General features: G+C 35.4%; 14 protein-coding genes and 1 pseudogene. 4 read left to right on the plus strand and 11 right to left on the minus strand.

Annotation, left to right across the window (positions count from 1 at the left end):
* Nucleotide 1 precedes the first annotated feature (1 nt).
* The 5 genes and pseudogenes from hutH to QUF99_RS18945 all read right to left on the minus strand — a co-directional run bounded on the left by hutH (nucleotide 2) and on the right by QUF99_RS18945 (nucleotide 4,287).
* Nucleotides 2–1,519, minus strand: a complete 1,518-nt coding sequence (hutH, locus tag QUF99_RS18925; RefSeq protein WP_289371964.1) for a histidine ammonia-lyase — start codon at nucleotides 1,517–1,519, stop codon at nucleotides 2–4.
* A gap of 102 nt (nucleotides 1,520–1,621) precedes the next feature.
* Nucleotides 1,622–2,062: a histidine utilization transcription antiterminator HutP gene (gene hutP / locus QUF99_RS18930; RefSeq protein WP_289371966.1), complete on the minus strand. Its 441-nt coding sequence runs from the start codon at nucleotides 2,060–2,062 to the stop codon at nucleotides 1,622–1,624.
* A 108-nt stretch (nucleotides 2,063–2,170) separates the two neighbouring features.
* Nucleotides 2,171–2,512, minus strand: a pseudogene (locus tag QUF99_RS18935) (GNAT family N-acetyltransferase); the annotation flags it as partial.
* A 777-nt stretch (nucleotides 2,513–3,289) separates the two neighbouring features.
* On the minus strand, nucleotides 3,290–3,532 hold the full coding sequence (locus QUF99_RS18940) for a hypothetical protein (protein WP_289371970.1): 243 nt from the start codon (nucleotides 3,530–3,532) through the stop codon (nucleotides 3,290–3,292).
* Between the two features lie 176 nt (nucleotides 3,533–3,708).
* Nucleotides 3,709–4,287 carry an AAA family ATPase gene (locus QUF99_RS18945; protein ID WP_289371972.1) on the minus strand — a complete coding sequence of 193 codons (579 nt, stop codon included), beginning with the start codon at nucleotides 4,285–4,287 and terminating at the stop codon, nucleotides 3,709–3,711.
* A 443-nt stretch (nucleotides 4,288–4,730) separates the two neighbouring features.
* On the opposite strand from QUF99_RS18945, the gene QUF99_RS18950 reads away from it, so the two are divergent.
* Both QUF99_RS18950 and QUF99_RS18955 read left to right on the plus strand, forming a co-directional pair.
* Entirely contained in the window at nucleotides 4,731–5,027 is a 297-nt protein-coding gene (locus tag QUF99_RS18950; RefSeq protein WP_289371973.1) for a hypothetical protein, read from the plus strand.
* 104 nt (nucleotides 5,028–5,131) lie between these two features.
* Nucleotides 5,132–5,563 carry a DUF2621 domain-containing protein gene (locus QUF99_RS18955; RefSeq protein ID WP_289371975.1) on the plus strand — a complete coding sequence of 144 codons (432 nt, stop codon included), beginning with the start codon at nucleotides 5,132–5,134 and terminating at the stop codon, nucleotides 5,561–5,563.
* A 26-nt stretch (nucleotides 5,564–5,589) separates the two neighbouring features.
* Here the strand turns inward: QUF99_RS18955 and QUF99_RS18960 are convergent, their stop codons facing one another.
* Nucleotides 5,590–6,096: a CcdC family protein gene (locus QUF99_RS18960; protein ID WP_289371977.1), complete on the minus strand. Its 507-nt coding sequence runs from the start codon at nucleotides 6,094–6,096 to the stop codon at nucleotides 5,590–5,592.
* A 90-nt stretch (nucleotides 6,097–6,186) separates the two neighbouring features.
* Entirely contained in the window at nucleotides 6,187–6,894 is a 708-nt protein-coding gene (locus tag QUF99_RS18965; protein WP_289371979.1) for a cytochrome c biogenesis CcdA family protein, read from the minus strand.
* A gap of 475 nt (nucleotides 6,895–7,369) precedes the next feature.
* Between QUF99_RS18965 and QUF99_RS18970 the strand changes: the two genes are divergently transcribed.
* Nucleotides 7,370–8,278 (plus strand): EamA family transporter, encoded by a 909-nt coding sequence (locus QUF99_RS18970; RefSeq protein ID WP_289371981.1) that lies wholly within the window; start codon nucleotides 7,370–7,372, stop codon nucleotides 8,276–8,278.
* 37 nt (nucleotides 8,279–8,315) lie between these two features.
* Here the strand turns inward: QUF99_RS18970 and QUF99_RS18975 are convergent, their stop codons facing one another.
* On the minus strand, nucleotides 8,316–9,689 hold the full coding sequence (locus QUF99_RS18975; protein ID WP_289371982.1) for an ABC transporter substrate-binding protein: 1,374 nt from the start codon (nucleotides 9,687–9,689) through the stop codon (nucleotides 8,316–8,318).
* Between the two features lie 28 nt (nucleotides 9,690–9,717).
* Nucleotides 9,718–10,329: a glycerol-3-phosphate responsive antiterminator gene (locus QUF99_RS18980; RefSeq protein ID WP_289371983.1), complete on the minus strand. Its 612-nt coding sequence runs from the start codon at nucleotides 10,327–10,329 to the stop codon at nucleotides 9,718–9,720.
* A gap of 408 nt (nucleotides 10,330–10,737) precedes the next feature.
* Between QUF99_RS18980 and QUF99_RS18985 the strand changes: the two genes are divergently transcribed.
* A complete protein-coding gene (locus QUF99_RS18985; protein WP_289371985.1) occupies nucleotides 10,738–11,898 on the plus strand; it encodes a M20 peptidase aminoacylase family protein in 1,161 nt (386 codons plus the stop codon).
* Between the two features lie 94 nt (nucleotides 11,899–11,992).
* On the opposite strand, the gene QUF99_RS18990 is transcribed toward QUF99_RS18985, so the two are convergent.
* Nucleotides 11,993–12,937, minus strand: coding sequence for an ABC transporter permease (locus QUF99_RS18990; protein WP_289371986.1), 945 nt, complete (start codon nucleotides 12,935–12,937; stop codon nucleotides 11,993–11,995).
* Nucleotides 12,930–13,841, minus strand: a complete 912-nt coding sequence (locus QUF99_RS18995) for an ABC transporter ATP-binding protein (protein ID WP_289371988.1) — start codon at nucleotides 13,839–13,841, stop codon at nucleotides 12,930–12,932. Before QUF99_RS18995 ends, QUF99_RS18990 begins: the two co-directional genes overlap by 8 nt.
* Between the last annotated feature and the right edge of the window lie 56 nt (nucleotides 13,842–13,897).

The raw sequence follows: 13,897 nt of genomic DNA on the forward strand, positions 1-13,897 counted from the left end.
TTTATAGTGCTGCATTTACATCAATGCGTTCCATTGTCCAATGACTTGTTTTTAACCAGTGCGCAAGATTTTCAATATCAGTTGAGAAAATGCGGTCGTTTGTAATAGAAGGTACTTGCTGGCGACCTTGGTGATAAAAGACTTTTGTTACTGTACTCATTTCTTCAATACCACGGTATTCAGCCGCTTGCATCGCACAAATCATTTCAATCGCAATAACGCGTCTTACGTTTTGAATAATTTGATACGCATGACGTGATGCAATTGTCCCCATACTTACGTGATCTTCTTGGTTTGCTGATGATGGAATAGAGTCAACGCTTGCTGGGTGTGCTAATGTCTTATTTTCTGAAACAAGTGAAGCTGCTGCATATTGCATAATCATCGCACCAGACTGAAGCCCTGGCTCTGGGCTTAAAAATGGTGGTAAATCATTTAACTGCGGATTTACAAGACGCTCAATACGGCGCTCAGAAATATTTGCAAGCTCAGCCATTCCAACCTTTAAAAAGTCCATTGCAAACGCAATTGGCTGGCCATGGAAATTACCACCGGAAATTACCTTTTCTCCACCATCAAAAATAAGTGGATTATCTGTTGCTGCATTCATTTCAATCTCTAGTTTTTCTTTTACATAATTTAAAACTTGCCAAGATGCACCATGTACTTGCGGAATACAGCGAAGCGAATAAGCATCTTGTACACGTAGTTCTCCTTGTTTTGTAACAAGTTTGCTATCCTGAAGGACATTACGAATGCGACTTGCAACTTCTACTTGCTCTTTATAACCACGAGCTCTATGAACATTTTCATCAAACGCATCAATGATGCCACGTAATCCTTCAATTGTCATCGAAGCAATTAATTCTGATTGATTTGCAATCTCTTCAGCCTCTAGGTATGCAAGAATCCCTTGTGCCGTCATTGCTTGCGTGCCATTGATAAGCGCAAGACCTTCTTTTGCTTCTAATGTAATTGGTTCTAAGCCTTCTTTCGTAAGGGCTACCATTGAATGAACACGTTCCCCTTTATAGAACACTTCTCCTTCTCCTAATAGAACAAGAGCAAGATGAGATAACGGAGCCAAGTCGCCGCTTGCACCAAGTGAACCTTGTTGTGGAATCACTGGATGAATTTGGCGATTCACAAATTCTAGTAACATATTTACAACAAGCGGACGAACACCCGATACACCTTTTAGCATTGTATTTGCACGTAAAATCAGCATTCCTCGCGATACTTCTTCCGGGAAAGGATCACCAATGCCACATGCATGCGATTGAATTAAATTGTGTTGCAGAGCTTTTACATCATCCTTTTGAATGAGTACATCACTAAATTTCCCAAACCCTGTTGTAATGCCGTAGACAACTCTTCCCTCTTCTACGATTTTTTCAACAACTTCACGGCATTCCGCAACTTTTTGCATGCTAGTTGGGCAAGCCGTTACCCCTTCTCCTTCAAATAACAACCGTTTCATTTCTTGTACTGTTAATGAATGTCCTGTTAACGTAATCATTATTTTTCCTCCTTATAAAGACAAAAGGAGGCCTTACCTTTTTAAGACAGACTTCTGTCCTAAAAAGCAAGGCCCCCTTCTAACTAATAGACTATGGGCAAATCATATGTGATTAATTCCTAAACCAATCGCCTCATGCTCAGATCCTTTTACAGGTGCACCTATCGTTCCATAAAGTGCAACAGCAATCCATTCGCCTTCTTTTTTACCGTCGTATGGTGTGCCGCGCACAATTGCAAACCGAAGACCTACTGTACGAAGAACGTCTGCTAACTGAATTTGACCTCTCGTTACCCCGTACAACGCTTCCATGATTGCATGATAAAGTGCATGCGTTTCTCTGTAAACGTCTGTTTCAATTACATTGTTGCTTCGAGCCGCTGTTTCTATTGCTGCGACAACTTTTTGCGAATTCATAGAACCGACTTTCCCTGTACAATACTTCCAACCTTTTGGAAGTGATAATACCGGGGTTTCGTGTTCCTCCGCAAGTACCAGCAACATCGCCATGCGACCAATTCGATGTGTTCCTTGAAGAAGCATGTGACTCTCTCTTTTCTTTTGAATTATTTGAATATTACTTAATTTAAGAATATATGAAAACGGTTAAATCGTCAATGGTTTACTATGATAATTTGAATAAAAAAATTATTTATCTTTTTTAGTTAATTTTTCATTCCATAATTGGACTGGACTTATTAATTCCTCAAATCCAAAATTCTTTATTTTTAATTCAGACATCCGCCTTTTTTGCATATCTAAATTGTATATATAAAATCTAGGCACTATATTTTTAGTTTTATAAAAACGGATCACTTCGTCTACTATTATTTGTGGATTTAAACTTACTACACTTACATGTGCATGATTTGCATCATAATAACCTGGATAGTTTTCATTACAAAACATAGAACCCCATGATTTCTCTATTCGTTTAGTAAAAGTTTCAAGATATGCAAAATCAAGCTCAAGAACGTTTTGCAAACTAGTCATAAAATATTCCCTCTCCCTTTTTTTAATCTTCTGTATATACAAATATTGTGATTTTATTTTTAAAAATATATCCCATGTCATTCAAAGAACAAGATTTTTAGCATCAAACTAAATGTAAACTTTAGTATATTAGTTTACATTCAAATCGTTTATTTTATTAACTTTATCGCACTTTACTCATTTCCTCCAAAAACGCTAACAAAAGTATCCATTCAACCATCGATAATAAAGAAGCTAGAATCACACATGAATTTATGACCCCCAGCCTTTTTACAGTTATAATTATTTCTCCTGACAATCTATTGCATTTTTCAACTCTTTAAGATGTTCTAGAAGTTGTTTCTCATAACTAGTTCTATCTTTTAAGTACCGCAGAAAACGGATCATTACTAATATCCCCAGAAAATATAAAAAGAAATTAGTTATGATTCCAATAATCTTTAAGAATAATGAAGTATTAGGGAAAAACCAATTCAGCGGCGCTGCTAATAGTATACTTAAAATTAGAGCCAACCATATATGAGTTTTGTTCATATCTCCCCACCTTCCTCTTAATTCCATTTTATCAGAAGAGGTTTTATATATCATTATGTATATCCTATTCATATAAGGTTTACATAATACCACAAAGCCGAAGTACATACATATAGTTTATTTAATTATTAGCACTCGTTATCCATCCATGCAGCACAAGCGCTGCACCACAGATTATGTAAGAAAATCAGTTCTTACATGAGAGTTAAACAAGACTATTTATTTTTGTTGCAAATTACATTCCTACGGTACAGATAAAATAGTTGTAATTATAATTATTCCCCAGCACACAACAATAGCTAAAAAAAGAGAAGCAAGATTAACCCACCATTTGTTTTTAGATACAACAAATAATATACCTGTTATTATAACAAACAACCACTTTAAAATATTCTCATTTATGTTCATAGATTCAGGTAAGAAAACAGCTGATAAATAAAGCAATACTGCTATTACCAAAGAAGTAATAATGATTCGTAAAGTCATTAAATAAATCACCTACCTATCCTTTTCAATAATCTTATTAGAGTAGTACACCTTAATAATTTTAAATTTACCTATCAATTCGAACAATTTTACTTCTTTCACTAACCTATCCCTTTAGTTCAAAATGAGGACAGGGTGTAAGAACTCCCCCTGCTTAGAGGGGAGCAAGAGTTTTTTCACATATGATTCTCTTCCATCCACTTCATAAAATACATTTCTACTTCTTCTATCTTCTTTTTATCCACATCTACATATGTAACTGGAAATTGCTTATACCACCGCTGCTCTGCTTCCACTAATTCCAATTGTTCCTCAAATGTACTACGTCTTCTAGTTATATCTTTTTCTTTTCTTTGCTGCAACACTTCTTTAGAAACCGTTAAATAAAAAATAGCATTCGAACGACATTCTCTTAATTGTTGCAATTCCTCTCTTAATTCTTTCTCAATCTCCCAATCCACCCCGATTATTTTTGGATAATGTATTGTATAAAACTCAATGTCTTCCGGTCCACGATCAAATATTATAATATCCCCCTGTACACTCTGATACTCTTTTATTTTTGCTTCAATGAAAAAATTTTGATTTGTAATAAATCCCTCTTTTGTACAAATATCCAATTTCAAACTTCTACTTTTTTCTACAATCGGGTACGGATTTTCATATATAATTTTCATACCTTGCTGCTCTAATCTTTTCGCTAAAGTAGTTTTTCCGCTTGCCATTGGCCCTTGCAGTGAAATCACATACTTCATTTCCATCATTCCTTTATCGTTAAAATAAAACTCTCATTTACAATAAATCAAACATTCAGAACTATAAACAAAATACTTCCCACCTTGTTTCCTATTTCTATCTGTCTTATAATAAAAAACAGAGACTATCATGAACGTATTGTATGTAAGCTTGGAGTTCCGAGCTTACATTATTTTTTGCTTTCCCTTTTCTATATAAATCCATTTTGATTTTTCGACATATAAGCCGCGGCTATGGATAACAAAAGGTGACCTGCACTCGCTTTCTCTCTTTGTTTTCACTATGTCTGGGCAGGAAAAGGATCTGACTGGCCGGATGCTCTCTCTCACCTAAAAAGAAGGGTTTTATGTCGGTTTTTTAATTTGTATTTATACAGTAAAAGAGGTATACTAGAATAGAACATATGTTCTTAACGATTACATACAGTAAGGAGATAGAACAAATGGTATACGACACAAAAGTAATTTCTTGGAACGCATCGTTAAAACAACTACAACGTCGCTACACTAAAAAACAAGTGGATCGAAAACATTTTGAAGGTGTTGAACTTATGGATTTCTTCCGCGACAATGACTACATCGCCCTCCCTACACATATTAGCGGCTTATCAACAAAACGTTTTACTTCTTACTCTGTTTTCACAACTGAAGATAAAGATCGTAAAGTTGGTACACTAATCATTGAATATCTACAAGATGAAGATAACATATTACGTGTAGAGCAACTATACTTCGTTTAATTCACAACGCTTGGTCAAAATGACCAAGCGTTCTTGCTTTCTATCAATCTCACTGCTTATAATACAAGTAAAGGGAAAATTGCTATCGTAAAGGGGGTATACGATTGCTTGAAGGATGGTTTAGTTGGTTTATTGTCATTTGGACTGTTATATTATTAGGTCTTATGTCGATTGGTGGATACTTTATGTTCCGAAAATTCTTAAAACGATTACCAAAAGAAGATGGAATGTCTATTTTAGATTGGGAACAGCGCTATATTGATGAAACACGTCACTTATGGGATGACAAACAGAAGCAATTATTAGAAGAACTGGTCAGTCCTGTTCCTGAATTATTTCGCGATGTCGCACGTTCTAAAATTGCCGGTAAAATTGGAGAGCTTGCCTTAAAAGAAAGAGCTACAAAAATAACAGAAGATTTAATTATTAAAGGATATATTGTTGCAACACCAAAGCGAGATCATAAGTTTCTCGTTAAAAAGCTACAGGAAAAGAAAATTGATTATTCTCGTTACCAATCATTGTTGGCTAAGTAAAAAACCTCAAGGGCTCTTGAGGTTTTTTACGTTAACTTTATATCTTTTTCATTATAAAATCCGTCTTCTTTTTCCATTTCCTTTTGCAATTTCGTAAACGAACGATACATTGCAATTCTCCATGAGACAATCATCGCAAAGGCAAGTAAGAAGAACATGCCGCTTAATTGTCCTAAGTCCAGAGATTGGCTTAAATATGTTTTAAACACAATACGTACAACGAGTAAACCAATTAAAATAAATACAAAAGCCTTTGAGCGCTTTAAATAAATTTCTTGTCCACGTATTTCAAATTTGGATGTTTTAATAAGAAAAATGGAGAAAAACAATCCGACACCAATTGCTTCTAACATTTCTGCTGGAGTTAGGCGAAATTCCGGGAAGATGTACATCAATGCCCCCGTGCTCATAAAAAACGGTGGGAGCATAATTTTTTTCAATGTCGCTGGTTTCTTTGCTGCTTTTAAACGAATAAACATCGCGCCAACAGCCATACAAACGGCAATAATACTTGATAAAAGAACTAAGTTCATACTTTCTCATCCTTTTTTGTGGCAATATAAAAAATATAGTTTCATTATATGCTTTTCTGTTAGTATTTCCAACATTTTCACAGGATAATACTAAAAACCGGTGAAACCACCAAATAAACTTGAGAAATATGCAATAATTTTTGTCATCCAGTTAAAGTATAGGAATATCCCCATAATGATCATGATATATCCGCCGATTTTCACAAATGCCCCGCTATGTTTTTTAATCCAAGACATTTTCGTAATAAAAAATGACAGAATAAAAAATGGAATGGCAAATCCCAGTATGTAAGCAATCATATATAGCATTGCTGATTCTGGATTCGTTGCAGCAAGAGCAATTACAGAAACTAAAATCGGTCCTGTACAAGGTGTCCAACCAGCCGCAAATGCCAAACCTATTAAAACAGATCCGATATAACCACTTGGACGGCTTTTAAACGTGAATTTACGATCTTGCATTAAAAAGGTAGGTTTAAAAAGACCAATCAAGACAAGTCCAAAAGCAATAATAAAGATGGCACCTAACTGCCTTATTAAATCTTTATAATCTTGGAAGAACGATCCGAGAAAACTTGTACTAAATCCAATTGCGATAAACACAATTGAAAATCCAAGTAAGAAAAACGCTGTATGTGTCATACTTCTTCTACGAAGCATTGCATTTTCTTCTTTCAATTCTGAAACTGACATTCCTGTTATGTACGATAAAAACGCCGGGTAAAGTGGTAAACAACACGGTGAAATAAATGATAAAAAACCAGCCCCGAACGCTAAAAAGATATTAATATCTTGCATCGTTTCACTCCTCTCCTCTACAATATTGTAGCAAAAACAAAAGAAAATAGTATGAACAATTCATGAATTTCCTATTTACAACATTTTAATAAGAGAAATTCTACTATAGCTGCACACAATCGCTTTCTGTAGAACGGTTTCATTTTCCTTCTATTATAAATATATTCAACCTTTCATTAACATAACAAAGCTCCCTTCATTCAACAAATCATTTGTCTATCTTCCGCCTTTTTCTATACATTCCTTGTAAAAAAATATTTTTACAAGGAAAACTTTATACACACTTTTCCTTATTTTACGATACTTCTATACGTATAAATTTCAAGATTATGCATAAATAGCATACTTTTATTATTATTCTATAAAATGTCACACTTTTCTTTCAGTTGACCCTTCATTTTTAATTTTGTATACTTCCATCTAGTTATACATGTCCGTTTTTGAAAAGACACATATATAGATGGGAGGAGTTTTCATGCTTCGTTATTCTCTTTTAGTTTTATTAGGAGCATGTAGTTACGGGATTTTAGCTATCTTCGTTAAACTTGCATATGCAGAAGGCTTTTCACTTGGAGAAGTTATTGGTAGTCAATATTTGTTCGGTTGGTTTATTTTACTTGGCATTACACTACTGGTTTCTAGACATCGAGTGCCACTAAAACAAATGCTTATTTTATTTATTGCCGGAACTTCTGCTAGCTTTACTGGTATTTTTTATTATGGTTCTTTGCAAACTGTTCCTGCATCTATTGCCATTGTTCTCTTATTCCAATTCGTTTGGGTTGGCATTATCATTGAAGCTGTCGTAACAAAAACGTTACCTTCAAGAGAAAAAGTAATTTCTGTTATCTTTTTACTTGCTGGTACATTCTTATCGAGCGGATTGTTGGAAACATCAGCCGGCAGCTTTGATATGAAAGGGATTCTATTAGGCTTATTATCAGCGGTTACCTTTGCAACTTATATTTTTGTAAGTGGTAAAGTTGCTATCGAAGTACCATCATTACCTCGCGGCGTATTATTAATGGCTGGGGCCTTAACGTTAGTGATGATCGTGTTCCCACCAACATTTATTTTTAATGGTGCCATTACACAAGGACTTTGGAAATACGGATTAGCATTAGGAACGTTTAGTATTGTTATTCCATCCATCGCCTTTACAATTGGTATTCCAAAAATCGGTTCTGGTCTAGCAACCATTCTTGGCGCAGCAGAACTTCCTGTTACAACAATTATGTCTGTATTCGTATTAAAAGAAGCAGTACTGTCTTCTCAGTGGTCTGGTGTAGGTCTTATTCTGGTCGGAATCGCCATTCCACAAATCGCGTATACAATGCGCGGCAGATACCGAAAACATCATACTCATAAAAAAGTTGCTGCATAATGAAAAGAGGCTTCTCAGTTGAGAAACCTCTTTTTTATTACTTTTTAGCACGATTTGCAGTCTCTAAAGCACGGTCTGTTTCCTTAGCCGCTTGATCTAACGCTTGTTTCACATCTGTACCTTGGAACACACTTTCCATCGCCTTTTGTACTTTTTGACGCGATTCTGGGAACACTGTAATTAATGCTCCTTGTGTTGCTGGTGATACTTTTGAATCATGAAGCTGATTCACCGTTACTTGCAGTTGTGGATATTTCTCATATTCTTTTTTAACGAGTTCTTCCTCATATGCTTTTGGATTCACCGCAAAATATCCTGTATTCACATGCCACTCTGCTTGTACAGATGGAGTCGTCATATATTTCATAAACTCCCAAACGGCTTGCTGTTTTTCTTTCCCGATATCTTTTGCCATCCACAATGATGCCCCACCAATAATAACACCCTCTCTTTGAACATCTTCAGGATACGGAAGGTATGCAGCACCAACTTGAAACGGTGCACTGTTAATCATATCTTTCACACCCGCTGAAGAATCTAAATACATCCCTGTTTTACCCGCTAAAAAGGCAGCACGAGTATTATCCCAATCAGATCCGTAATTTCCATTGATTCCTTCTTTGTTTAGTTTATTGACAAACTCTAGAATTCTTTGTCCTTCTTTCCCATTAAAAGTTGCTTTTGTTGCTGCCTTTGCACGACCATTATCGTTATTTACATACGTTCCACCTTGCACTGCTAACATTTCTTCAAAAAACCATGTGTCTACTAAATAAGAAAATCCATAACGATCCACTTGATTTCCTTCTTTTTTTGTTAATTTCTTCGCTGCTTCTTCCACTTCTTTAAACGTTTTAGGAGGATTTTCAGGGTCTAATCCAACCTCTTTGAAAGCATCTTTGTTATACACCATTACAGGTGTGGAAGAGTTAAAGGGCATCGAATACTGTTTTTTATCAACTGTATAATAACTACGAATATTCGGCTCCCATTGAGAAACATCGTACTTATCTTGATCAATAAATTTTTGAACTGGTTCAATTTTCCCGCTATCAATCATATATTTTGTTCCGCCATCAAACACTTGAATGACATCCGGTGCATCCTTTGTTCCCGCAATATTTTTATACTTAATAAAAGATTCATCATATGTACCTTGGAATAATGCTTTTACTTCTACTTTATCTTGTGACCCATTATACTTTTGAACAATTTGTTCCAAAACTTCTTTCGTTTTCCCACCCATCGCATGCCAAAAAACGACTTCTGTTTTTCTATTTTCTGTCTTTTTGTTTTTCTCCTTCGCTTCTGGCTGCTCTTTCCCAGCAACGTTTGAATTGGAACATGCAGTCATAATGAATAAGATGCATAGTAATAGAATAGCGATGAAACTTTTCCATGTTCTTTTCATTCAGACGAACCCCTTTGTTAATATATTTTTATTCATAATGCTTCCTTGCATTGTTTCTAACTAGCAGCTTGTTTTGAGATTTCCAAAATGAATCATCTCCAGTCGATACTGCTTGCGCACCGCTATGTAATGCTGCAACTAAATGTTTCTCTTCATACACCAATCCTCCTGTGATAATAGGAACATTCGTTTTATGTACAACTTTTTGAATCATGTCCGGCATAAGTGCCGGCATAATTTCAACCACATCTGGTTGACACACATCTACTAAATTTATACCGTGATTCATCGCTTCCGTGTCCACAAGAAAAAGACGTTGAATTGTTAAAAGCCCCTCTTTTTTCGCAAGCTGAATTAAACTTCCTTTCGTACTAATAATGCCTGTCGGTTGTACAAGCTTTGCAATAAATTTGATCCCCTCCTTGTCATAACTAATACCGGCAATCTTCTCTAGATGAAGAAACACTAAACGGTTATGCTTCTTTAACACATCAACATATCGTTTGATGACACTTATATTTCCAGTCATCAGAAATGCAATGCGAAGATTCGTTCGTAAAAACTGATCTAGTTTTTTAGGTGAATGAATTGCCGCAATTCGTTGATCTTCCGCTAAACAATTGAAAAATTCCTCTCTCATATTCACTTGTCTCCTTTACATACAAAAAAGACCATAGATAACGATAACTATTGGAAATTTCCCAGTTGCGTTATAATATGGTCTCTCGTATTTACACCAATGTTATATTCACTTATCATTTACATGATTTAGCATACCGTATTTTTATGAATTTTCCGTTAATAAAACCAGCGAATTGTAAAGGTTTTTATATTTATATGTAAAAGATTGTAAATCATATATTTTAACGTTCTGATAAAAGATTTCTCTAAAGAGATTTATTAAACACCCTATTTTCCTATATAATTACTTACGAAATCATTTTTTCTAATTCCCTTACTTCTTGAAATGAATGATACCATCAACCAACCGAAGCTTATCGTTCGTTCATAAGAGATAAAATGCGTCTTTAGAAAGAAGGAAACGACCATGAAAGCAATTCATTTACAAAATGCAACGATTGATTTAACCGAAAAACTAATCTCCATTCGTCGTCATTTACACCAATTTCCGGAATTATCATATGAAGAAATTGAAACGACGAAATCCATCAAAAACTGGTTAGAAAAAGCTGATATCACCATTATCGATTCCAATTTAAAAACAGGAGTCATTGCGGAGATTTCTGGTAATAAAAACGGCCCAGTTGTCGCTCTTCGTGCTGATATCGATGCCCTTCCGATTCACGAAGAAACAGGGCTTCCATATGCTTCACAAATTCCTGGTAAAATGCATGCATGTGGTCACGATTTTCACACATCGTCTATTATCGGAGCTGCTTATTTATTAAAAGAAAAAGAAGCTTCACTTAACGGAACGATTCGATTGATTTTTCAGCCTGCTGAAGAAAATGGTAGCGGTGCCTCAAAAGTAATAAAAGCTGGACATTTACAAAATGTAAAAGCTATCTTTGGAATGCATAATAAACCAGATTTACCAGTCGGCACAATTGGTATTAAGGATGGCCCACTCATGGCGGGAGTAGATCGTTTTGAAATTGAAATTAAAGGTGTTGGAACGCATGCAGCTGTACCTGATGCTGGTGTTGATCCAATAGTTGCCTCTTCACAAATTGTCCTGGCACTGCAAACCATTGTGAGCCGAAATGTAAGTTCTTTTCATAACGCTGTCGTAAGTGTAACAAACATTCATTCAGGAAATACATGGAACGTTATTCCTGAGAAAGCAACGCTAGAAGGAACCGTCCGTACATTCCAAGCTGAAACGCGCCAAAGAATCCCTGAACTGATGGACCGTATTATTAAAGGTGTTGCAGCTGCGCTTGGTGTTGAAACAAAACTGCATTGGTATCCGGGCCCCCCTTCCGTTCATAATAATACAGAGCTTACCGAGTTATCAATTGGCATTGCACAACAAATGGGGCTTCAAGTTGTTTCACCAAAGCCCTCTATGGCGGGAGAAGATTTTTCATTTTATCAACAAGAAATTCCTGGTTCATTCGTCTTTATGGGAACTGCAGGGACACAAGAATGGCATCATCCTGCATTTACATTAGATGAAAAAGCTCTTCCTATTAGTGCACAATATTTTGCCTTGTTAGCTGAGGAAGCTATTAACAAATTACCATAAAGAAAAGCCGTTAAGCGTATCCTTAACGGCTTTTTCATATGTCATTATCTCGCTATTCGCAAGCAGTAATCCCCCCACTGATGGAAGTTTCACTTTATGTTAAATCGCGCTTTAAAAATACAGTATAGGAAATCCCTAGGAATACGAATAAATAAATTATCAGAATACAAGACGCAAACGGAAATGATACACCTTGAACTAAATTTCCACTTTTTAATATTCCATATAAATCTGTGTTTGCCGGTAATAAAAATTTCATCCATTCATATTTAGATGCTGGTATTAAAATGATTCCACCAGATAACGCCACAAATAAAGAGATACCTATTGCTCCCCCACTCGCTCTCGTTAAAACAGATATCATAAAAGCAAGTGCTGCATACACAAGAGTTGGCACCCATTCTAATATATAATACTGACTCACATCACCAAATATATTTCGCTCGACAATGTTACCATTTTGTACAATAAATTCCGTCCATGCTGGTTGTTGAAATTTATAAATAATAAACCCATATAACAGTGAGAAAAGCATATTAAATATAAACAATAATGCAGAGAAAATAACAATTGCTACATATTTCGCTGTTAAAATTTTAAATCGATTTGCCGGGCGAATCATTAAAAATTTATAAGTACCCCAGTTGTACTCATTTGCGAAAATTGTACTGGCATATACGAGAATAAATGGTAATAAAATAGGAAAAACAATTAATCCGGTGTCTCTCATAAAGGCTAGAGGTGATTCACCCACAGGTGGCGTATTCGTATCTAAGTGCTTCATTTTCAGTTGATACTCTTTAACGAGCTCATCCCCTGACCTTTGACTAATAATATCCTGTTTTGTACTTCCGAGTTTCTTTTCAATTTCTGTCGTTCTTTCTGTATACTCTGCTTTCCAATCTCCTGATGAAGACGGAAAATATTTAACAGACACCCAACCTAGGCCAATAACTAAAACTACAATAACGACAAACGGTATAATCGTCCGCTTCAGCTTAAAAATTTTATATATCTCATTATAAACTAAATTAAACAATATCCTTGCCCCCTGTTAATTCTAAAAACTTCTCTTCTAACGTTTTTCGTTCTTCATATACCCGGTAAATACGAATGTTGTGTTCTGTTAATATTTGAATAATCTTTGGAATTTCTTCATTATTCACTGTGAGAATCAATTCGTTTTCTTTCATTGTAATATCACATGTTAAGAACTCTGCCGCCTTCTTCGCATCGTTGACACGTATATGGATTGTCTCCATCTCTACCTGTCCGTCGTTTTGTACATTTTGTGTTGCTACGTATTGTCCGTGCTGAATAATGATAACTCGATCACACATTAATTCAACTTCAGATAATAAATGACTCGATACAAGTACAGCCTTTCCTTGCTCATGGGCAATTTTCTTTATGTACATACGCATTTCATGAATTCCATTTGGATCTAGTCCATTTGTTGGTTCGTCTAAAATAAGTATATCTGGATTATGTATAAGTGCTTGCGCAATTCCTAAACGCTGTCTCATCCCAAGAGAATATGCTTTTACTTTTCGATTGATAACCTGCTGCATTCCTAATAAATGAACAACTTCTTCAATGCGTTCTTCTGTCACATTTCCATTCATTCGTCCAAAGTATGTTAAATTCTCATAGCCACTTAAAAATGGATAAAACTCTGGGTTTTCAATAACAGCACCAATTTTTGCAACTGTACTTTCAAATTGTTGTCGTACCGATTGACCATCAACCCATACTTCTCCTTCGGTCATACTAATCATACCGACCATCATTCGCATTAATGTCGTTTTCCCAGCACCATTTGGCCCTAACAAACCAACGACTTCACCTTTTTTAACTTCGAAACTTATATTCTCTACTAACGTCTTTGAACCAATTCGCTTCGTTAGTCGGTCTACTTTCACAATGGATTTTTCATTTGTCATTCTATACAACCTTTCTTTTTAGCGCTTTTCTTCATACTCTAAATTTCTTTCACTGT

The sequence above is a fragment of the Bacillus sp. DX4.1 genome, assembly GCF_030348195.1.
Classification (GTDB): domain Bacteria; phylum Bacillota; class Bacilli; order Bacillales; family Bacillaceae_G; genus Bacillus_A.

Excerpts from the sequence above, each read along its gene's own strand:
- QUF99_RS18950 (WP_289371973.1), top strand. The coding sequence starts at position 4,731 with ATGGTATACGACACAAAAGTAATTTCTTGGAACGCATCGTTAAAACAA.
- QUF99_RS18985 (WP_289371985.1), top strand. The coding sequence starts at position 10,738 with ATGAAAGCAATTCATTTACAAAATGCAACGATTGATTTAACCGAAAAA.
- QUF99_RS18995 (WP_289371988.1), bottom strand. The coding sequence starts at position 13,841 with ATGACAAATGAAAAATCCATTGTGAAAGTAGACCGACTAACGAAGCGA.
- hutH (WP_289371964.1), bottom strand. The coding sequence starts at position 1,519 with ATGATTACGTTAACAGGACATTCATTAACAGTACAAGAAATGAAACGG.
- QUF99_RS18975 (WP_289371982.1), bottom strand. The coding sequence starts at position 9,689 with ATGAAAAGAACATGGAAAAGTTTCATCGCTATTCTATTACTATGCATC.
- QUF99_RS18965 (WP_289371979.1), bottom strand. The coding sequence starts at position 6,894 with ATGCAAGATATTAATATCTTTTTAGCGTTCGGGGCTGGTTTTTTATCA.
- hutP (WP_289371966.1), bottom strand. The coding sequence starts at position 2,062 with ATGCTTCTTCAAGGAACACATCGAATTGGTCGCATGGCGATGTTGCTG.
- QUF99_RS18945 (WP_289371972.1), bottom strand. The coding sequence starts at position 4,287 with ATGAAGTATGTGATTTCACTGCAAGGGCCAATGGCAAGCGGAAAAACT.
- QUF99_RS18970 (WP_289371981.1), top strand. The coding sequence starts at position 7,370 with ATGCTTCGTTATTCTCTTTTAGTTTTATTAGGAGCATGTAGTTACGGG.
- QUF99_RS18960 (WP_289371977.1), bottom strand. The coding sequence starts at position 6,096 with ATGAACTTAGTTCTTTTATCAAGTATTATTGCCGTTTGTATGGCTGTT.
- QUF99_RS18940 (WP_289371970.1), bottom strand. The coding sequence starts at position 3,532 with ATGACTTTACGAATCATTATTACTTCTTTGGTAATAGCAGTATTGCTT.
- QUF99_RS18980 (WP_289371983.1), bottom strand. The coding sequence starts at position 10,329 with ATGAGAGAGGAATTTTTCAATTGTTTAGCGGAAGATCAACGAATTGCG.